The 18,914-nt window shown below is 69.6% G+C and carries 19 protein-coding genes; 7 read left to right on the top strand and 12 right to left on the bottom strand.

The genetic code is table 11. From position 1 onward, the window contains the following. The first annotated feature begins 102 nt into the window (after window positions 1-102). Both AWB89_RS09760 and AWB89_RS09755 read left to right on the top strand, forming a co-directional pair. Entirely contained in the window at window positions 103-1,656 is a 1,554-nt protein-coding gene (locus AWB89_RS09760) for a GMC family oxidoreductase (RefSeq protein WP_085173192.1), read from the top strand. 18 nt (window positions 1,657-1,674) lie between these two features. Then, window positions 1,675-2,436, top strand: coding sequence for a DUF1906 domain-containing protein (locus AWB89_RS09755; RefSeq protein WP_085100201.1), 762 nt, complete (start codon window positions 1,675-1,677; stop codon window positions 2,434-2,436). A 71-nt stretch (window positions 2,437-2,507) separates the two neighbouring features. Here the strand turns inward: AWB89_RS09755 and katG are convergent, their stop codons facing one another. The 3 genes from katG to AWB89_RS09740 all read right to left on the bottom strand — a co-directional run bounded on the left by katG (window position 2,508) and on the right by AWB89_RS09740 (window position 6,624). Then, complete coding sequence (gene katG / locus AWB89_RS09750; RefSeq protein WP_085100198.1) at window positions 2,508-4,751, bottom strand: catalase/peroxidase HPI; 2,244 nt, start codon at window positions 4,749-4,751, stop codon at window positions 2,508-2,510. 48 nt (window positions 4,752-4,799) lie between these two features. Then, entirely contained in the window at window positions 4,800-5,249 is a 450-nt protein-coding gene (locus AWB89_RS09745; RefSeq protein ID WP_193791121.1) for a Fur family transcriptional regulator, read from the bottom strand. A 142-nt stretch (window positions 5,250-5,391) separates the two neighbouring features. Continuing rightward, window positions 5,392-6,624, bottom strand: a complete 1,233-nt coding sequence (locus AWB89_RS09740) for a L,D-transpeptidase (protein ID WP_241520455.1) — start codon at window positions 6,622-6,624, stop codon at window positions 5,392-5,394. 75 nt (window positions 6,625-6,699) lie between these two features. Between AWB89_RS09740 and AWB89_RS09735 the strand changes: the two genes are divergently transcribed. Together AWB89_RS09735 and AWB89_RS09730 are read left to right on the top strand one after the other, a co-directional pair. Further along, on the top strand, window positions 6,700-7,440 hold the full coding sequence (locus AWB89_RS09735) for a hypothetical protein (RefSeq protein ID WP_085173188.1): 741 nt from the start codon (window positions 6,700-6,702) through the stop codon (window positions 7,438-7,440). Window positions 7,441-7,500: 60 nt separating this feature from the next. Then, window positions 7,501-9,006, top strand: coding sequence for an FAD-dependent oxidoreductase (locus tag AWB89_RS09730; RefSeq protein ID WP_170929159.1), 1,506 nt, complete (start codon window positions 7,501-7,503; stop codon window positions 9,004-9,006). A gap of 78 nt (window positions 9,007-9,084) precedes the next feature. Here AWB89_RS09730 and AWB89_RS09725 read toward each other — a convergent pair whose 3' ends face one another. Next, on the bottom strand, window positions 9,085-10,077 hold the full coding sequence (locus AWB89_RS09725; protein WP_142282504.1) for a class I SAM-dependent methyltransferase: 993 nt from the start codon (window positions 10,075-10,077) through the stop codon (window positions 9,085-9,087). Window positions 10,078-10,345: 268 nt separating this feature from the next. Between AWB89_RS09725 and AWB89_RS09720 the strand changes: the two genes are divergently transcribed. The 3 genes from AWB89_RS09720 (at window position 10,346) to AWB89_RS09710 (ending at window position 13,239) form a co-directional block, all read left to right on the top strand. Further along, window positions 10,346-11,695: a PPE family protein, SVP subgroup gene (locus tag AWB89_RS09720; RefSeq protein WP_085173184.1), complete on the top strand. Its 1,350-nt coding sequence runs from the start codon at window positions 10,346-10,348 to the stop codon at window positions 11,693-11,695. Between the two features lie 351 nt (window positions 11,696-12,046). Further along, window positions 12,047-12,328, top strand: a complete 282-nt coding sequence (locus tag AWB89_RS09715; protein ID WP_241519398.1) for a DUF732 domain-containing protein — start codon at window positions 12,047-12,049, stop codon at window positions 12,326-12,328. Between the two features lie 86 nt (window positions 12,329-12,414). Beyond that, window positions 12,415-13,239 carry an MOSC domain-containing protein gene (locus AWB89_RS09710; RefSeq protein ID WP_263993087.1) on the top strand — a complete coding sequence of 275 codons (825 nt, stop codon included), beginning with the start codon at window positions 12,415-12,417 and terminating at the stop codon, window positions 13,237-13,239. Between the two features lie 6 nt (window positions 13,240-13,245). On the opposite strand, the gene AWB89_RS09705 is transcribed toward AWB89_RS09710, so the two are convergent. The 8 genes from AWB89_RS09705 to AWB89_RS09670 form a co-directional block, all read right to left on the bottom strand. After that, window positions 13,246-14,508, bottom strand: coding sequence for a cytochrome P450 (locus tag AWB89_RS09705; RefSeq protein WP_085173182.1), 1,263 nt, complete (start codon window positions 14,506-14,508; stop codon window positions 13,246-13,248). Further along, entirely contained in the window at window positions 14,508-15,911 is a 1,404-nt protein-coding gene (locus AWB89_RS09700) for an NAD(P)/FAD-dependent oxidoreductase (RefSeq protein ID WP_085173180.1), read from the bottom strand. Before AWB89_RS09700 ends, AWB89_RS09705 begins: the two co-directional genes overlap by 1 nt. Continuing rightward, window positions 15,908-16,123, bottom strand: a complete 216-nt coding sequence (locus AWB89_RS09695; RefSeq protein WP_085100173.1) for a ferredoxin — start codon at window positions 16,121-16,123, stop codon at window positions 15,908-15,910. The genes AWB89_RS09700 and AWB89_RS09695 overlap by 4 nt, the downstream gene beginning before the upstream one ends. 108 nt (window positions 16,124-16,231) lie before the next feature. Beyond that, the gene (locus AWB89_RS09690; protein ID WP_085101414.1) at window positions 16,232-16,483 is read right to left on the bottom strand and encodes a hypothetical protein; all 252 of its coding nucleotides are present in this window, start codon (window positions 16,481-16,483) and stop codon (window positions 16,232-16,234) included. A 10-nt stretch (window positions 16,484-16,493) separates the two neighbouring features. Continuing rightward, window positions 16,494-16,739, bottom strand: coding sequence for a DUF6480 family protein (locus tag AWB89_RS09685; protein ID WP_085100170.1), 246 nt, complete (start codon window positions 16,737-16,739; stop codon window positions 16,494-16,496). 82 nt (window positions 16,740-16,821) lie between these two features. Beyond that, window positions 16,822-17,370 (bottom strand): thioredoxin family protein, encoded by a 549-nt coding sequence (locus tag AWB89_RS09680; RefSeq protein WP_085173178.1) that lies wholly within the window; start codon window positions 17,368-17,370, stop codon window positions 16,822-16,824. Between the two features lie 21 nt (window positions 17,371-17,391). Beyond that, on the bottom strand, window positions 17,392-18,042 hold the full coding sequence (locus AWB89_RS09675) for a DUF1345 domain-containing protein (protein WP_085100163.1): 651 nt from the start codon (window positions 18,040-18,042) through the stop codon (window positions 17,392-17,394). Window positions 18,043-18,084: 42 nt separating this feature from the next. Then, the gene (locus tag AWB89_RS09670; RefSeq protein WP_085173176.1) at window positions 18,085-18,756 is read right to left on the bottom strand and encodes a cutinase family protein; all 672 of its coding nucleotides are present in this window, start codon (window positions 18,754-18,756) and stop codon (window positions 18,085-18,087) included. Between the last annotated feature and the right edge of the window lie 158 nt (window positions 18,757-18,914).

The raw sequence follows: 18,914 nt of genomic DNA, 5'->3' as shown, positions 1-18,914 counted from the left end.
ACACTCAAAACCGTCAGCGCACAACGGCGTGAACCGCTCGGCTCGGCAATTCGTGCAGTCAGGTATAGGTAGCTATACCCAGCCACGATCGAGGAGCAATCAGTGGGTGCTGTGTTGGAGGCGCATTACGACGTCATCGTGTGCGGGGCGGGGTCGTCGGGCTCGGTGATCGCCGGCCGGTTGGCGGCGAACCCCGACGTCAAGGTGCTGTTGCTGGAGGCCGGCGGCAGCGACGACGTCCCCAGCGTCACCGAGGCCGGCCAGTGGCCGCTGAACCTCGGGAGCGAACGCGATTGGGGCTTCGCGTCCGAGCCGGACCCGCGGATTCACGGGCGCTCGATCCCGTTATCGATGGGCAAGGTGCTGGGCGGCGGCTCCGGCATCAACCTGATGGTGTGGGCGCGCGGGCACCGCAGCGACTGGGAACACTTCGCGGCCGACTCCGGCGAACGGGCCTGGGCTTACGAGCCGGTCCTGGACCTGTACCGGCGAATCGAGGATTGGCATGGGATCGGCGAGCCCAACCATCGGGGCAGGGGCGGTCCGGTGTTCGTACAACCCGCGCCCGACGCGCATCCGCTGGCCGCGGCGACGCTGGGTGCCGCGCGGGCGCTGGGAATTCCCACCTACCAAAGCCCCAACGGCCGCCTGATGGAGGACACCCGGGGCGCGGCCATCGCGGACCTGCGCTGGCGGGCCGGGAAGCGCCTGTCGGTGTTCCGCACCTATACCGCCCCGCACCTGGACAAGCCCAACCTGACGGTGCTGCCGCACGCGCTCGTCGCCCGGGTGGTTTTCCAAGGCAACCGGGCCGCCGGCGTCGAGGTCGTCCACGGGGGAGCGGTGCATCGCATTGCCGCCGACGTCGAGGTCGTGCTGTCGCTCGGCGCGATTCACACGCCCAAGGTGCTGATGCAATCCGGCGTCGGCGACGAAGCGGAACTGCGTGGCGTGGGAGTGACGGTCCGCCAGCACCTGCCCGGCGTCGGACAAAACTTCCAGGACCACTTCGGGTTCGATTGCGTGTGGGAATTTCCAGAGGATCTGCGGGGCAGTACTCAGGTCGCCGCTGCGCTGTTCTGGGACTCCGGGGCGGCCGACATCCAGGGCCCGGATCTGTTCGCATGCTTGGGGCCCTTTCCCAAATCCACGCCGGAGAGCGTCGCGAAATATGGCCTGCCCCAGAACAGTTGGGTCCTGTTCGGCTCGCCGACTCACCCCAGCAGCCGAGGGCGACTGCGCTTGTCGGGCCCCGACCCGTCCGATGCCATCCGAATCGAGGCCAACGCGCTGTCGGACCCCGAAGACCTCAAGACCGCGACCGCCTGCATCGAGACCCTGCGCGAGATCGGCAATGCCCCGGAGCTTCGTCCGTTCGTCGCGCGGGAGGTCATGCCGGGCGACCTGTCGGGCGCCGAGTTGGACCGCTACCTGCGCGACGCCGTGACCACCTACTGGCACGAATCCGGAACGGCGAAGATGGGCCGCGACTCCATGTCGGTGGTCGACGGACGTTTGAAGGTCTACGGGCTGGAGAACCTGCGCGTCGCCGACGCGTCGATCATGCCCCGCATCACCAGCGCCAACACGATGGCGCCCTGCGTGGTGATCGGCGAGCGGGCCGCGCAATTCATCAAGGCCGAGCACGGGATCTGACTTTGTTACCATCGCGCCGTGCGATCGGTTTCACGGCGCGACGTCCTCAAATTCGCCGCACCGGTTCTCCTGGGCCTGGGCGCGGCGGCCGCGCCGGTCAACGAGGCGCGGGCCGCCGACGTGCGGCTGATCGACTTCGCCGAGCGGCGCATCGCGCCGGAGGAGATCAAGGGCGCCGGCTACGCCGGGGTGGTGAACTACGTGTCCGAGTCGCGGCCGGGCGCGAACTTCGAGGCGAAGCCCATCACGCGCCAGTACGCGGACTCGCTGCGGGCGGCGGGTCTGCAGATCGTCAGCAACTTCCAGTACGGCAAGCCCGGCTGGCCCGATCCGTCGGACTCCACCCGCGGCTACGACGGCGGGGTGGCCGACGCCCAGACCGCACAGCGGCTGCACGCCGCGGCCGGGGGACCGGCCTCGGCGCCGATCTTCTTCAGCATCGACGACAACATCGACGAGAACTTCTGGAATACCTCTGGGGTGCAATGGCTTCGGGGAATCAACTCGGTGCTGGGCGTCGGCCGCACCGGCGTCTACGGGCATGCCCAGACCTGCGGATGGGCGATCCGGGACGGCGTCATCGGCAACTCCAGCACACCCGGCCACCGGTGGGCGTGGCAGACCAGGTCGTGGTCGAACGGGGCGCGGGAACCGGCGGCGGTGCTGTATCAGGCCGTCGTCAACAGCCCGTCGAACCCGAGTCCGCTGCTGGGCGGGATCAACGTCGACATCGACGACGTCCTCGCGCCCGACTACGGCCAGTGGGATTTCGCCCGCTGAACCCGACCTGACCTGAACGCACGACGCCCCGCGGGCCGATGACCCGCGGGGCGTCGCTTGCTATCCGGCTGTTACTTGAGGTCGAACCGGTCGGCGTTCATGACCTTGACCCAGGCCGCGACGAAGTCCTCGACGAACTTCCCCGCGTTGTCGTCCTGGGCGTAGACCTCGGCCAGCCCCCGCAGCACCGAGTTCGACCCGAACACCAGGTCGTTGGCGGTGGCCGTCCACTTCTTCTGTCCGGACTTGCGGTCGACGACCTCGTAGACGTTCTCCGCCGACTCGGACGCCTTCCACGCGTTGTCCATGTCGAGCAGGTTGACGAAGAAGTCGTTGGTCAGCGTGCCCGGCCGGTCGGTGAACACGCCGTGCTTGCTGCCGCCGTGGTTGGCGCCGAGGGCCCGCAGCCCGCCGACGAGCACCGTCAGCTCCGGACCGGTCACGCCCAGCAGGTAGGCCCGCTCGTGCAGCAACTGCTCCAGCGGCGCCTTCTCGCCGGCCCGGATGTAGTTGCGGAACCCGTCGGCCCGCGGTTCGAGCACCGCGAACGACTCCACGTCGGTGTTCTCCTGGGTGGCGTCGGTCCGCCCGGGCGCGAAGTGCACCGAGATCTCGTAGCCGGCGTCCTTGGCCGCCTTCTCGACCGCCGCGGATCCCGCCAGCACGATCAGGTCGGCCAGCGAGATCTTCTTGCCGCCTGACGCCGACGCGTTGAAGTCCTGCTGGATCTTCTCCAGCACGGGCAACACCTTGTCCAGCTCCGAGGGCTCGTTGACCTCCCAGCTGCGCTGCGGCTCGAGGCGCAGCCGCGCCCCGTTGGCGCCACCCCGCTTGTCGGTGCGCCGGAAGCTGGACGCCGCGGACCAGGCCGTCTTGACCAGCTGCGGCACCGACAGCCCGGAGTCGAGCACCTTTTGCTTCAGCGCAGCGACGTCGTTGTCGTCGACCAGCTCGTGGTCGACCGGCGGAACCGGGTCCTGCCACAGCTGCGGCTCGGGAATCCACGGCCCGAGGTAGCGGCTGATCGGGCCCATGTCGCGGTGCAGCAGCTTGTACCAGGCCTTGGCGAACGCCTCGGTCAGCTCCTCGGGGTGGTCCAGCCAGCGCCGGGTGATGTCGCGATAGATCGGCGACTCCCGCATCGAGATGTCGGTGACCAGCATCGTCGGGGCGCGACCCGGCCCGCCGAACGGGTCGGGGATGGTGCCCGCACCGGCGCCGTCCTTGGCGACGAACTGCCACGCGTCGCCGGGGCTCTTGGTCAGCTCCCACTCGTAGCCGTACAGCGTCTCGAGGAAGGTGTTGTCCCACTTGGTCGGCGTCGGCGTCCAGACCACCTCCAGGCCGCTGGTGATGGCGTCCTTGCCCACGCCGGTGCCATACGAGCTCTTCCAACCCAGGCCCTGTTGTTCGATCGGGGCGGCCTCCGGCTCCGGGCCCACCAGATCGCCGCTGCCGGCGCCGTGGGTCTTGCCGAAGCTGTGCCCGCCGACGATCAGCGCGGCGGTCTCCTCGTCGTTCATCGCCATCCGGCCGAACGTCTCGCGGATGTCGATCGCGGCGGCGATGGGATCCGGCTTGCCCTCGGGGCCTTCCGGATTGACGTAGATCAGGCCCATCGTGGTCGCGCCGTACGGCTGCGCCAGGTCACGCTCGCCGGAACCGTAGCGCTTGTCGGTGCCCAGCCAGGTGTCCTCTTCGCCCCAGAGGATCTCCTCGGGCTCCCAGACGTCCTCGCGGCCGAACGCGAAGCCGAAGGTCTTGAATCCCATCGACTCGAGCGCGCAGTTGCCGGCGAAGATGATCAGGTCGGCCCACGAGATCTTGTTGCCGTACTTCTTCTTGACCGGCCACAGCAACCGGCGGGCCTTGTCCAGGCTGACGTTGTCCGGCCAGCTGTTGAGCGGGGCGAAGCGCTGCATGCCCTGGCCGCCGCCGCCCCGGCCGTCGAAGATGCGGTAGGTGCCGGCCGCGTGCCAGCTCATCCGGATGAACAGGCCGCCGTAGTGGCCGTAGTCGGCGGGCCACCAGTCCTGCGAGGTGGTCATCACCGAGATCACGTCCGCCTTGAGCGCGTCGACGTCGAGCTTGGCGAACTCCGCGGCGTAGTCGAAGTCGTCGCCCAGCGGGTTGGACTGCGGGTTGTGCGGCTGCAGCGTCGATACGTCGATCTGGTCCGGCCACCAGTCCCGGTTCGTCAGGGGCGCATTGGATTTCGGTTTGGGCGACGGGATCGCCGGGTTTTCGCTTTCACTGGCGCTCGCCGTCTTGGCGTCGTCGTGAGGTGGACGGCTTTCAGATGTATCGGATGACACAGCGTTCCTTTCCAGTGGTTGTGATGCGGGCTGCGATCACCGGAGTGATCAAGAATCTGCGGTCGAGCAATCGGGGCACATGCCCCAGTAGATGACTTCGGCCTCGTCCAGGACGAAGCCCTCCAGCACGTTGTTGTCGTCCAGCGGGGTCAAGCACGGCGCCTCTCCGACCGCGCAGTCGACGTCGGCGATGATCCCGCAGGCGCGGCACACGACGTGGTGGTGGTTGTCGCCGACCCGGGCCTCGTAGCGGGCGACCATCCCCAGTGGCTGGATCCGGCGAACCAGGCCCACGGCGGTCAGCGCGCTGAGCACGTCGTAGACGGCCTGGCGCGAAACGTCGGGCAGATCGTCGCGCACCGCGGTGAAGATCGTGTCGGTGTCGGCGTGGGGGTTGGCGTGCACGACGTCCAGGACGGCAAGCCTGGGCCGGGTCACCCGCAGGTCGGCCATGCGCAGCCGGTCCGCGTTGCTCGCCGATGAGGACACGTGGTCCATATCACTCCCTTATTTGGAATCAGTCAAGACTTTCCTGGGGGAGTGTCGCGCGAGTACGCGGTGAACATTGACCGTCGGGGCGCCGAGCGGCGCCGTCCATGGCTCGAATGACGTTGGGTCCGAGGGCAACTCGGCATCGAGGTTAAGACGGCGGCTGCAGCGCGCTGCCCTTGCGCCACTGGTCCCAGCTCAGCGTCCAGTCGCCGTTCTGGGCCAGCGTCAGGGGCGGTCCGCCGCTGTTGCGGACCTCGACCACGTCGCCGGGCACCGAGAAATCGTAGAACCACTTTGCGTTGTCGGCGTTGAGGTTCAGGCAGCCGTGGGAGGTGTCCCGGTGGCCCTGGGCCCACACCGTGGCATCGAGCTCGTGCAGGTAGATGCCGTCGGTGCTGATCTTGGTGGCCCAATTGATGGTCTCGCGGTAGCCGAGCCGCGAGTTCTTGGGCAGCCCGAACGTCGAGGAGTCCATCACGACAGGGTTGCCCTTGTCGAGCACGGTGTAGACGCCCGGCGGGGTCCACAACGAGATGGTGTGCCCGGCGACGTCTTCGGTGCCGCCCATGCCCATCGACGTGGGCATCGTCCGGACCAGGGCGCCGTTGTTGAACACGCTGACCTGATGGGTGGCGTCGTCGGCGATGGAGACGTGCGCGTCGCCGATCCGGAACGACACCCGCGTGTCGTCCTGCCCGAATAGGCCGTCGCCCAAGGCGATTCCGTAGATCTTGGCCTCGGCGGTGACGGTGGTTCCCGGCGCGTAGTAGCGCTCAGGCCGCCAATGCGCGTTTTGCCCGTCGACCCAGAACCATGAGCCCGGCACGGGTGGGTCGGTCGTCACCTTGAGCTGCCGTTCGGCGGCGGCCCGGTCGGCGATCTGCTCGTCGAAGTGCGCGACGACCACCGTTCCGACGCCGTAGGTGCCGCCGTCGTGCAGCGCGGCCTCCGCCGTCGTGGTGAACGAGACCTTGGTCTGGTTGGACGGCTTCAGCGTCGAGAACGACGAAACCTGCGTGGCCGCAACCCCGTTGGGTCCCTTGCCGGTGGCGGTCACCGTGTAGGTGCGGCCGTAGCCCAGCGGGACGGTGGGCTTCCAGACGGTGTTATCCGGGGTCATCACGCCCTCGATGGATTTGCCGCTTTCATTGACCATCCGCACGTCGGTCAGCGTCCCCGCGTCGGCTTTCACCGTGACCGGTGCCAGCGGGTCGACATCGTGCGCCCCCGAGGCGGGTGTGATGTTGATCCGTGCGGGCTCAGGCGGTTTCGCCGCTTCGCCGTGCTTCGCGCAGCCGGCGACAAGCGCGACGGCGACGAACACGGCCAGCACCAACCGGCGGGCCTGGCCGAACGCGCCGCCGCCCTCGGACTTCCTCACGATGTCGCATCCCATGTTGTGCTACAAGTAGCCCGGCGCGTTCACACTGAAACGTCGGCCGAGGATCATGGCGTCATGGCCGACGACGAACTCGACAGTCTCTACTGGGCGGAACCCGACGCCTTCACCGCACTGCGCACCCAACTGGCCGCCCAGGCCAAGGAGCGCGGCGACGCGGCGGCCGCCCGACGGATCTCGGCGGCGCGCAAGCCGACGACGGCGGCCTGGATCGTCAACCGGCTGGCGCTCAAGCGTAAGGACACCAAGAAGCGCCTGTCCGACCTCGGCGACCGCCTGCGGGCCGCACACTCGGAGATGGACGGCGAACGCATCCGCGAGCTGTCGGCCGAGCAACACAAATTGATCGACGAACTGACCCGGGCCGCATTGGAAGCCGCCGACGTGAAGCGGCCGTCGGCAGCGGTGCGCGAGGACCTGACCGGCACGCTGCAGGCCGCGGTCGCCGACCCCGACGTCACCCGGCGGCTGGGCCGGCTGACCAAGCCCGAGCGCTGGTCGGGGTTCGGCTTCGGCGACGCGGCGCCCGTGTCGGCGCCGGCCAAGCGATCCGCGACGCCCGCGCAGCGGCGCCTGGAGAAGCTCAAGGCGGCCGTCACCGACGCCGAGCGGGAGAAGGCCGAAGCCGACGACGCCGTGTCGCGGCGAAAGTCCGAACGCGACGAAGCGCGCGCGGTCGTGCGCGAAGCCGAGCGCCAACTCGAGAAGGCGGAAGCCGCGTACGACAAGGCCGAGCGGGCCACCCGCGCCGCCGCCGAAAAGCTCAAAGAGGCGAAAGCGCAGCTCAAACGGGCGTAATCGCCGCTGCGTCGGCGCCGGCCAGGTTTTCGCGGCTGCTCCGCGGGTATCAGCCCAGCCGTGACTTCTTTATGGTTGGCCGACCGAGCCGAACAGCCTTGGGCTGCAAGCCAGCTTGACGACGGTCCCCGTTCGGCCGACGTGATCGTCGTCGGCGCCGGGATCACCGGGCTGATGACCGCCGTCCTGCTGGCCCGCGCCGGCATGGACACGTTGGTGCTGGAGGCGCGCACCGTCGGCGCCTGCGCCACCGGAAACACCACCGCCAAGATCAGCCTGCTGCAGGGCACCCAGCTGTCGCGGCTGCTGCCGAGGCACGGCAGGGACACGGCGCGGGCATACGTCGACGGCAACCGGGAGGGCCAGGACTGGGTGCTGCAGCACTGCGAGTCGCACGGCATCCCGGTGCAGCGCGAAGACGCCTACACCTACGCCCAATCCGCCAAGGGCGTCCTGTCCGCGCGCGCGGAGCTGAAGGCCTGCGAGGCGGTGGGGTTGCCCGCGGTGTGGGACGACGACGCGGACGTGCCGTTCCCGTACCACGGCGGCGTGCGCCTGCCCGACCAGGCGCAGTTCGACCCCATGCCGTTCCTGGACTCGCTGGCCACCGAGCTCCTCGATCGCGGGGGACGGCTGGTCGAGCACACGCGGGTCCGGCGGGTGTCCTGGCGCGGCAAGGGCGTGCGGGTGCACGTCAACGACGCCGCGCAGCGCGACGTCGAACTCGAGGCCGGCCAGCTGGTGCTCGCCACCGGCATCCCGATCCTGGATCGCGGCGGCTACTTCGCGCGGGTGAAGCCGAGCCGGTCCTACTGCCTGGCCTTCAAGGTCCCCGGCAACATCACCCGGCCGATGATGATCTCCACCGACTCGCCGACGCGTTCGGTGCGTTACGCGCCCGTCGCCGACGGCGAGCGGCTGATCGTGGGCGGCGCCGGCCACACGGTGGGCCGCAAGAAGAGCCCGTCGAAATCGTTGGCGGAACTGTCGGATTGGGCGCGCAAGCACTATCCGGGCGCCGTGCAGACCCACTTCTGGTCGGCGCAGGACTACACGCCCATCGACCACCTGCCGTACGTCGGGCCCATCCTCCCGGGCTCCGAAACCATCTTCGTCGCAACGGGATTCAACAAGTGGGGGATGACCAACGGCCCCGCCGCCGCGCTGGCGCTGTCGAGCCGCATCCTGGGCGGGCGGATGGATTGGTCCCGCGCGTTCGCCAGCTGGAGCCCGCATGAGCTGTCGGGTCTGCTGACGGCCATGCAGGCCAACCTCGAGGTGGGGTTCGACCTGGCGAAGGGCTGGATCACGCCGGCGATCCGGACCGGGCGTCGCAGCCCGGTCAACGGCGAGGGCGGCGTGGTGAGCGGGCCGCCGTGGCATCTGGAGGCGCGCTGCCGCGTCAACGGCACCGAGCATCGCGTTTCGCCGGTGTGCCCACACCTGGGTGGGATCGTGAACTGGAACGACGCCGACAACGCGTGGGAATGCCCGCTGCACGGGTCGCGCTTCGCGCCGGACGGCACCCTGCTGGAAGGACCGGCCACCCGCGACCTCACCGCCTAGAGGTCCTGCGCCGAACGTGCACTCAGGGCGACAAAATCGCCGAATCCCCGCCGTGAATGCACGTTCGGCGCAACGGATTCAGGCCGACTTCTGATAGACGAGCCAGCGCAACTCGATCGGCGACTCGTCGCGCGGGACATCGAAGACGTCGAGGCCGCTGGACCAGCCCTCGAACCAGCCCGTGGGGGGCCAGGCGCCTTCGGGCAGGTGGGCCTTCTCGTATTCGTAGGCCGAGTCGTCGCCGACCAGCTCCAGCGGCAGCTCCGCCGCGGCGCCGGCCACCTCGTCGCGGGTGAAGATCATGGTGTTGCACTGCTGCCCGAGTTCCCGCGCCGCGTTGTCGGGGGTGTAGCCCGGCCGCGCCAAGAAGGTGTTGAACACCAGGCGCCCGCCGGGGGCCAGGCAGTCGGCGGCGAGGTCGAACAGTCCGCGCAGCTCGTGGGTGGTCCGGAAATCGGGCACCACCTCCGACAGCACCATCAGCTGATACTCGTCGTGGACATCCTCGACCGCCGTGAAGACGTCGCTTTGGATGACGCGCACCCCGAGCGATTCGCGTTCGGCCTCCGCGCGCATGACGTCGGCGAACTTCGGGGCCATCTCGACCGCGTCGACGGGGTGCCCGAGCCGGGCCAGGGCCAGCGCGTTGCGGCCGGTTCCGGCGCCGACGTCGAGCACCCGAAACGTCGCCGGATCGGCCGCCTCGCGGGCCAGCGCCACCACGCGCGCGTCGGGTTCGGTGCCGAACAGCGGCGGCGGCCGGGTGGCGACCCAGTTGTCGTAGTCGGCCTCCACCGTTCGCCATTCGGCTTTGACCTGGTAGTTCAGGCCGGTGCCGAAGGGAAGCTGAAACGAGATCGCGATGTCGGAACGCTGCGAGGCCTTGAACGCCTTCGCCAGCTCGCCCTCCAGCACCTTCCTGAGCTGAATCGATTGTTCCGGCGTGTAGGGCACCCCCAGGGTGGCGCACAGGTTGGCGCACAACTGGACGTACTCGTCGATCATGCCCGGGACGGCCGGTACCGTGATCTGGCCCTCGGCCAACGACCGCCGGTACAGCCGCCTGACCATCGCCTGGTGCAGCGCCGAGCGATCGAACGCCTTGGGAGCCTCGTCCACCAGACTCTTCTACACGACCCGGTGCATCCATCGCACGGTGGCCGCCTTGGTCATCGAGGGTTAACCCGCCCGTTCGGCGCGGTATTGGCAATGTTGGGGTGGCGGACATGTACTACTGAAGGAAGCGATCGTTTGCTGGCTCGGTTCTGGCTGTGCCGCCCAGTACGCGTCACCGAAGCCGCCAATGCCTGGCGGTTTTGAACCGATCGGAGGGAACGACATGGACTACGCAGCGCTGCCGCCGGAGGTCAACTCCGCGCGCATGTACGCCGGTCCCGGATCGGGTCCGATGCTGGCCGCGGCGTCGGCTTGGGACGGATTGGCCGCCGCCCTGCAGTCGGCGGCGAGCTCCTATCAATCGGAGCTCGCGGCGTTGACCGCCGGGCCGTGGCTGGGCCCGTCGGCGGGGTTGATGGCCGCCGCGGCCACCCCGTACGTCACGTGGACGAGGGTCTCGGCCGCGCAGGCCGAGCAGACGGCCAACCAGGCGGCGGCCGCGGCCGCGGCCTACGAGACGGCGTTCGCCGAGACGGTGCCGCCGCCGGTGATCGCGGCGAACCGCAGCCTGCTGCTGGCCCTGGTCGCGACGAACATCTTCGGCCAGAACACCCCGGCGATCGCGACCACCGAGGCGCAGTACGCCGAGATGTGGGCCCAGGACGCGGTCGCCATGTACGGCTACGCCGCCGCTTCCGCGCTGGCGACGGTGCTGACGCCGTTCTCGGCGCCGCCCCGGAGCACCAACGCCGGCGCGCCGTCGGCGCAAGCCGCCGCCGTGGCGCAGGCCGCCGCCACCCCCGCGGGCAGCGTGCAGAGCGCGGTGTCTGCCCCGCAGGCGATCTCCGGGGTGCCCGCCGCCCTGAGCAGCCTGGCGGCCACGCCCGCCCAGTTCGGCCCGCTGGACCTGCTGGCCGTGCTCGCGAACCTCAGCGGGGTCTTCATCGACCCCGAGCTGAGCGCGGCGAGCCTCGGCGTCGACACGGGGGTGGCGCTGCCGGCGCTTCCGTTCGACGTCGCCGGTGCCCTGACGGGTTTCCACACCGACGACATCGTCAGCGGCTGGGCCGGGGTCCAGCCGTGGCCGGGCGACGCGCCCGTGCCGCCGACGCCGTTCCCGGTGATCACGAACCTGGCCGGCGGCTCGGCCGTGACGGCTGGCCTGGCCGAGGCGAAAACGATTGGGGCGCTGTCGGTTCCGCCAGCGTGGACCTATGAGACCACGATGATCCGGCCCCTGGCCGTCGCGTTGCCGGCGGCCACCGCGGCCGCCGCGGATGCGTCCGCCGGCAGCGCGGGAAGCCTGTTCAGCCAGATGGCGCTGGCCGGCATGGCCGGGCGCGCGATGGCCGGCACCGGCGGCGCCGGCGGTGGTCCCGGGCGGCGGGAGCGCATCGGGATGCCCACCACGAGCGGAAAGACCGATGCGAAGGACGCGCCGCCCGAGCCCCCGGCCGGCGGCCCGGTCACCAGCATCGCCGCGGAGCTGCGCGAGCTGGCCTCCCTGCGCGACGCGGGCGTGCTCACCGAGGAGGAATTCACCGAGCAGAAAAAGCGCCTGCTGGCCCATTGAGCCCATAGAAAATTGTCGATCAGGGCAATAGTTGCCATTCGACGGCAAGTAACCCCGAGTATTCGATCGCTTCGCATTCGGGTCCGCTTGTTAACCGCTTGTTGCCACTTCTCGCCGTTCCGGGAATGTGAGAGTCAGCTGTGCGATTTTCCGCCAACAGCGTTCATCAGCGACGTCATGCGGCCCGCGCACCGGCGACGACGCCCCGATCGGCTCGCCCGCAGTTTCGATATTTTTAATATCCGTTTGTCGTGAACGCCCATATACTGACGACACACTGAACGCGGATAACAAAAGAAGGGGCACGAAATGTCTGCACCTCGCTGGCTGACGAAACTGACTATCCCGGTAATGGTCGGCGCTGCCCTGACCGCAAGCACCGCAATCGCATCGGCCGACGGCACCGACGACGCATACCTGGCCAAGCTGAAGAACCTCGGCTTCTCGTGGCCCTCATCGAGCGACACCGACATGATCGCGATGGGGCATGCGGTGTGCGCCGACCGGATGGCCGGCAAGACGCCGGATGCGATCGCCTCCGACTTGCACTCCAGCATGAGCGCGAAGGGCTTCTCGTTCGCGGACATGACCGGCTGGGTCAGCGCCGCGGAGTCGACCTACTGCCCGGGCTAAACGTTTCCCGGCCGCACGGCCGACTGCCGTAACCGCATACGCTTTCCCCGGACATTGGACGCACGGTCTCTCGCGGGGGAAGGGTTGTGGAGCAACAGCTGCGGGTCGAAAGTTTGCGCCGGTACCCGGTGAAGTCGATGCTCGGCGAGAGCGTGGAGAGCCTCTTCGTCGACGAGGGCGGCGCCGAGGGCGACCGGCGGCTGGCCCTGATCGACACCGAAACCGGGCACGTGGCCAGCGCCAAACAGGCACGGCTGTGGCGCGGGCTGCTGAAGTGCACCGCCAACGCGAACACCGGACGCGTGAGCATCTCGCTGCCCGACGGGACGAGCCTCGCATCCGACGACCCCGCGGTCGACGACACGCTGTCGCGGCTGCTGGGACGCACGGTCCGGCTGGTCAGGCAGCGACCGGCCGGCGCAACGCTGGAGCGCCCGGACCCGGAGAAATTGCTGGAGCTCGGGTTGGACGCATCGGAGGCCGAGGTCGGAGGCCGCATCCTAAAGATCGCCCAGGCGACCCCGGGCGACTCGTTCACCGACGAGGCCCCGCTGCACGCGATCACCACGGCCACCCTCGACCACATCGGCGTCGAGGCGCTGCGCTACCGGCCGAACCTGGTGATCGCGACGCCACCTGGCTACCCGCCGTATGGCGAAACCGACTGGATCGGAAGGGAAGTCACGGTGGGGCAGGCGCGACTGCGCGCCCTGACCTCCACGTCGCGGTGCGTGGTGCCCACGCTGGAGCACGGGCCGTTGCCCCGGGCCCCGCAGGCGCTTCGGACGCCCGCGGCCGAGAACCGTTGGAACACGGGCGGTCACGGACCGCAACCGTGCGCGGGCGCGTACTTCGAGGTGCTGTCGGCGGGCGTCATTCGCGTCGGCGACCCCGTCGCCCTTAAGCCGTAACCACTTTCAATCCGCGACCGCGGCGAAGTCCACCCACAGGTGTCGCGGCCCGCGGAACACCTGGTTGTGCCGATACGGCGGCGGGTCGACGACCAGCTTCGGGGATTCGACGCGGCGCAGGAAGACTTCCAGCGCCAGGTTGACCTCCAGGCGCGCCAACGGGCCACCCATGCAGGTGTGAATGCCGCTGCCCCAACCGAAATGCTCGTTGTCCTCGCGCAGCGGGTCGAAGCGATCCGGGTCGTCGAACCGCCGCGGATCCCGGTTCGCCGCCGCGTAGATCAGGTGCACCGCCGACCCGGCCGGGATCAGCGTCCCGCCGATCTCGATGTCCGCCGTGGCGCTGCGGCTCGGGAAGAACTGCACCGCGGACTGCAGCCGCTGCACCTCCTCGATCGCGCGCGGGATGAGCTCCGGGCGCTGCCGCAGCAGATCCCAAGCGCCGGGGTTGCGCAGCAGTGTCATCACGCAATTGGCGATGGTGTTCACGGTGGAGTCGTGGCCGGCGACCAACAGCAGCATGGCATTCGACGTCGTCTCCTGCTCCGGCATCGGGCCGTCGGGCCCGTCGTCGTGCAGCAGCTTGGACAGCAGGCCGTCACCGGGCGCTTGCGCGTACTTGCGCACCAGGCCGCCCAGGTAGTCCTGTAGCGCGGCCGTGCTGGCGCGGCCCTTTTCGGCCAGGGCCTGGCCCTCTTCGGTGGCGCCCTCGGGGCCGAGGTCGCTGCCCATCATGAAGTCGAAGATCCAGCCGTGAAACATCGGCTCGTCTTCGACCGGCACCCCGAGGATCTTGCAGATGACCGCGACGGGTATCGGATAAGCGAAGTCCTCCACCACGTCCAGGCGGGTCTTGCCGCCGGCCCGCACCCGGTCCAGCATCTCGTTGGCCAGTCGCACGACGAACGGCTCCATGCCCGGGATCAGGTCGGGGGAGTGCGGCGGACCGAAATGGCGCATCACCTGGCGGCGGGCCCGGTCGTGATCGGGCGGGTCGGAAACGATGATGCTCGGGGAGCGGCCGTAGGCCTCCATGTGTTCGCTTCCCGCAGCGGGCTTCTCGCCGCCCAGCCCCGCCGGGCTGCGGCGGGTGTCGGAGCTGATCCGCGGGTCGTGGGCCAGCGCGAGCAGCTCGCGGTACCCGGTGACGACGTAGGTGTTCGGCGAGACCTTGGCCACCGGCGTCTCGCGCAGCTGCCGGAAGAAGGGGTACGGATTGGGGCGATTCTCGAACTTCATTGCCTCCGCCCAGGCGGTTTCGGCGTCCATCATCGGCTCCTGGGCCGGAATTCCGCACCGCGGGAGGTGGGATCGTGTCCGGTCAGCACGACGTCGGGGATGGCGGTCGGCTCGCGGGGGTCGGGGAAGCGGGCCGGCATCGGTTCGAAGATGACGGGGCGGTCGTAGCCGGGCGGGGGCGGCGGGAACGGCGCGGACCGCTCGATCAGCGACGCGTAGTACGGCAGCCACTTGCCGTGGTTGAACGTCACCGCCCCGACGATGCGGCCGCGATACCCATAGGCGGCGGCGAACCGGCGTTGCGCGGGGGAGCCCTGCGTGAACACGATCTCGTCGCCGAACGAGCACACCCCGACGCTCTTGATGTTGACGCCGAACTGGCCGGACCAGAACGACGGCAGCGGCAGGTGCGGCCGTCGTCCCAGCTCCAGGCTGATCATGTTGTTGGCCGCCACCTCGGCGCCGAAAACCGCGTTGTCCCAATGCTCTTGGCTCATGAATTGGTATTCGTAGAGGACGTGGGGGGCGCGGGCCACGTCGCCGGCGACGAAGATGTTGTCGGTCACCACGCCGTTGATGTCGAACGCGCGGCACCCGGCGTCGCACGCTACGCCCCAGAAGCCGGCCGCCAGCTGCGCGCCCTCGAGCCATTCGACGTTGCGGATCGAGCCCAGGCAGGCGACCACTACATCGACGTCGAGCACGGTGCCGTCGGAGAGCCGGGCCGCGCGGACGTGCCCGCCGTCGTCGCCGTCGAGCGCTTCCACCGCCACACCAGTGCGCAGGTCCACCCCGGCGTCGATCTGCATCTGGGCGGCGATGTCACCGATCACGCCGCCGAGCGCGCCGGTCAGGGGCGCCTTGCCGCGCTCGGCCACGGTCACCGGGAGATCGAGATCGCGGCAGACCGAGGCGATTTCGGAGCCGACGAACCCAGAGCCGACGATGAGCACGCGGCGCGGTCGCTCCCGCAGCGCGGCGGCCAGCGCTGCGGCGTCGTCGCACGTGCGCACTGTGAACAGCCCCTGCAGGGCGGCCTCGTGGGCGTTGAACCACGGGCGCGCCCTGGTCCCGGTGGCGATCAGCAGGCGGTCGTAATCCACCTTGTCGCCGTTGGCGAGCAGCACCTGGCGGTTCGACCGGTCCAGGCCGACCGCCGCCACGCCCAGCCGCCAGTCGGCGTCGACCGGACGCAGCCGGGGGAGCTTCGTGTGATCGGCGGGCACCCAGCCCTTGAGGACCTGCTTGGACAGCGGCGGGCGGTCGTAGGGCTCGTGTGGCTCATCGCCGATGATCGTGAGCGGCCCGCGAAAGTCCCTCTCCCGCAAGGCTTCCGCCGCCCGCAGGCCGGCCAGCGACGCACCCACGATGACGATGCGGCCCTCGGCCTTGAACGCGTCGACGAGCCGGCCGACGAGCGAGGCGGCCGTCATCGGGTGTCCCGGTCGGCCGGCGGATCGACCTCCAGGATGATGGCTTGCACGGGGCAGGACGCCGCCGCGCGCAGGACTCGCTGACGCTGGGAGTCATCGGGGTTGGGGTCGTACGCCAGAGCCTCCTCGCCGGCCATCTGCAGCACCTCGGGCGCGAGCGGCACGCATTGGGCGTAGCCCTGGCACTTGTTGAGATCGACCACCAACCGCATATCCCGAGCCTTCCGCCCGTGGGCTACCTGACCCCCTGGCGCGCAGAGTACTTGCCCGGGACGGGCCGCGACAGCCATCGCCGGAATTCGCCCGGCGGGCCGGTGCGCTCAGGCGCCCAGATTGCGCACCGCGGTGTCGAGATCCTCGGCCTGCTCGGCGAGCTCGCGATCCGACAGCCGCTCACCGCCGGCCCGCTGCACCACGTCCCGGCGCGTCGCGATCTGCAGGGCGCCGCGGTAGTCCGCGGAGTCCAGCTGCGCCGGGGTGGCCACCTCGATGCGGCCCTCGAGCGCGACCAGCGCGGCGTCGTCCTGGTCGCACGCCAGCAGGCGCTGGACGTCGTCGGCGGTGACGGTCATGCCCGGCATCTCAGCCCACCCCAACGATTTTCATCACGAGCAGCACCGCGACCGCGATGAACACCACCGCGAAGATGCACACCCCGGCGACCGTCAGCACGGCGCTGGGCGTCATCCGCCGCGTGTTGGGGGGTTGATGCTCGGCGACACCGGAGGTCTGCGGGGCCGCCGGCGGGGTGGTTCCGGGCGCGACGCCCCCGCCTGGCTCGAGGCCGGGCGTCTGCGTGGGATCGGGGTCGGGAGGTTGCGCGGTCATGGGTCCTGTGGCGGTACCCGCCCAAACAGGAGCCAAACCGAGCGCGCCGAGATCTACCTCGTAGCGGCGGGGCGGGGCGCGCTCAGCGCCACTTGATGCCGCACCCGATCGACGGGCGCTGATCGGGGTCGACGGGCTGCCCGGCGAGTACGGCGTCGACGGCCGCGCGGACGTCGGCCGCCGTCACCGGCTTGTCGTTGCCCGGGCGGGAGTCGTCGAGCTGGCCGCGGTAGACGAGCCGGCGCTCGCCGTCGAAGACGAACGTGTCGGGCGTGCACGCCGCGGAGAACGCGCGGGCCACGTCCTGGGTCTCGTCGTAGAGGTAGGGGAACGTCCAGCCGTGGGCGCGGGCCTCGGCGACCATCTGCTCGGGGCCGTCCTGCGGGTAGGTGACGACGTCGTTGCTGGAGATGCCGACCATCGCGACGCCCTTGTCGGCGAGGTCGCGGCCCAGCGCGGCGAGCCCGGCGGCGACGTGCTTGACGTACGGGCAGTGATTGCAGATGAACGTGACGACGAGCGCGGGGCCGGTGAGGTCGTCGAGGCTGACCGTGGCCCCGGAGGCGGGGTCGGGCAGCGAGAACGACGGTGCGGGGGTGCCGAGGGCGAGCATGGTGGACTCGATGGCCATACCGGCCAGACTAGCCCGGCGCTACAGCTTGGAGCCCAGCCCCGCAACGAGATTGATCGTGACGGCCAGGACCACCGCGCCGAGGAGGTAGGACAGCAGCGCCTGGCGCAACACCGTCGCCCTGATCGAGCTCAGCCCGATCTCGGTGTCCGACACCTGATAGGTCATGCCCACGGTGAAGGCCACGTAGGCGAAGTCGCGGAACCGGGGCGGCTCGGGATCGTGAAAGTTGATCCCGCCGGGTTCGTCGACGTAGTAGAGCCGCGCGTAGTGCACCGTGAACAGCGTGTGCACCGCGAACCACGACGCCGCGACGGACGCGATTCCGAGCAGGGCGGCCACGATGGCGGGGGCGCCCGTGCGCGACCCCGCCGCCACGACGTAGCCGACGCCGACGAGGCTGGCGACGCTGGCCGACACCACGACGGTGTCGGCGACCCAGCGGGTGGGATCCTCGCGGGTCACGTAGGCGCGGGTTTGTTCGGCGTCCATTCCGCCGATGAGCAGCCGCGTCCACAGCACATAGACGCCGGCGGTGACGACCCATCCGATCAGTGCGAACCGCCAGCCGACCGTGTTGCCGACCGTGACGGCGACGGCCACGCCCAACACCACGGCTATCAGGATCCGGACCGCGACCGTGTCGCGGGACAGCGCAAGGAGGGATTTCACACTTCCGACCTAAGCATCATCGGAAGCGCCCCCGGCCGAAAATTAGCCGTTCTGGGCCCGCGGCGGCGCCTGCCCGAGCTTGTTGACCGCGAACGTCGCGGCCTGGTTGACCATGCCGTTGTCGATGTAGGACATGTGCGACATGATGTTGCCGCCCGGGGAGCAGATCGGGTCGTCGGGGGCGCACAGGCTGATGGTCTTGCCGACCAGCGCCGGGCTGATCGTGGGCAGCGGCTGGCCGCCCCACAGCATGCTGGAGAACCCGCTGGTGGGTTCCCCGAACAGGGCGACGGCGGCGACGCGATCGGCCGCCGGGCCGGGCAGCGTCTGGCTGGCCAGGTCGATCACGGTCGAGCCCTGCGAGTACCCGCCGAGCACCATCTTCGTGTTGGGGCAGCTGGCGGCGACGTCCTGGATGTGCGCGCTGGCGTCGTTGGCTCCGGCCGTCGCGCTGTTGTGGTAGTCGTCGTTGGCCGGGTAGTTGACCGCGTAGGCGCTGATGGAGCGCCCGCCGAGCTGTGTGGTGAGCGAGTCGACGAATGCCTGCCCCACGTTGGCCAGGCCGGGTTCCTGATGGGTGCCGCGCGCGAAGACCACCGCGACGTCGGTGCATGGGTCGGCGGACGCGACCGGGGCGGCGAAAGGCGCGCTCAGCGCCGCCCACGCCGTCACGGCCGAAACACCAACGATGCGGGCAAGGCTGCGTGAATTCATTGCCAAATGCTGACACACCATCGGCGGTGGCGGCGCACGCGGGCCGAGCGCTGTCCGGCGCGCGGCATGGAAACGTTTGGTGAATACCGAGAATTTCGGGCCGGAGTTTCCTAGAGTCGGCATACCGGCCGGTGGCGTGAGCTGCCCGTCCCCGGTAT

The sequence above is a fragment of the Mycobacterium paraense genome, from assembly GCF_002101815.1.
GTDB classification, from domain to species: domain Bacteria; phylum Actinomycetota; class Actinomycetes; order Mycobacteriales; family Mycobacteriaceae; genus Mycobacterium; species Mycobacterium paraense.
This window is presented reverse-complemented; position numbering and strand designations above follow the sequence as displayed.

Excerpts from the sequence above, each read along its gene's own strand:
- AWB89_RS09720 (WP_085173184.1), top strand. The coding sequence starts at position 10,346 with ATGGACTACGCAGCGCTGCCGCCGGAGGTCAACTCCGCGCGCATGTAC.
- AWB89_RS09670 (WP_085173176.1), bottom strand. The coding sequence starts at position 18,756 with ATGAATTCACGCAGCCTTGCCCGCATCGTTGGTGTTTCGGCCGTGACG.
- AWB89_RS09745 (WP_193791121.1), bottom strand. The coding sequence starts at position 5,249 with ATGGACCACGTGTCCTCATCGGCGAGCAACGCGGACCGGCTGCGCATG.
- AWB89_RS09690 (WP_085101414.1), bottom strand. The coding sequence starts at position 16,483 with ATGACCGTCACCGCCGACGACGTCCAGCGCCTGCTGGCGTGCGACCAG.
- AWB89_RS09695 (WP_085100173.1), bottom strand. The coding sequence starts at position 16,123 with ATGCGGTTGGTGGTCGATCTCAACAAGTGCCAGGGCTACGCCCAATGC.
- AWB89_RS09725 (WP_142282504.1), bottom strand. The coding sequence starts at position 10,077 with ATGGTCAGGCGGCTGTACCGGCGGTCGTTGGCCGAGGGCCAGATCACG.
- AWB89_RS09680 (WP_085173178.1), bottom strand. The coding sequence starts at position 17,370 with ATGGCCATCGAGTCCACCATGCTCGCCCTCGGCACCCCCGCACCGTCG.
- AWB89_RS09715 (WP_241519398.1), top strand. The coding sequence starts at position 12,047 with ATGGTCGGCGCTGCCCTGACCGCAAGCACCGCAATCGCATCGGCCGAC.
- AWB89_RS09735 (WP_085173188.1), top strand. The coding sequence starts at position 6,700 with ATGGCCGACGACGAACTCGACAGTCTCTACTGGGCGGAACCCGACGCC.
- AWB89_RS09700 (WP_085173180.1), bottom strand. The coding sequence starts at position 15,911 with ATGACGGCCGCCTCGCTCGTCGGCCGGCTCGTCGACGCGTTCAAGGCC.
- AWB89_RS09685 (WP_085100170.1), bottom strand. The coding sequence starts at position 16,739 with ATGACCGCGCAACCTCCCGACCCCGATCCCACGCAGACGCCCGGCCTC.
- AWB89_RS09705 (WP_085173182.1), bottom strand. The coding sequence starts at position 14,508 with ATGGACGCCGAAACCGCCTGGGCGGAGGCAATGAAGTTCGAGAATCGC.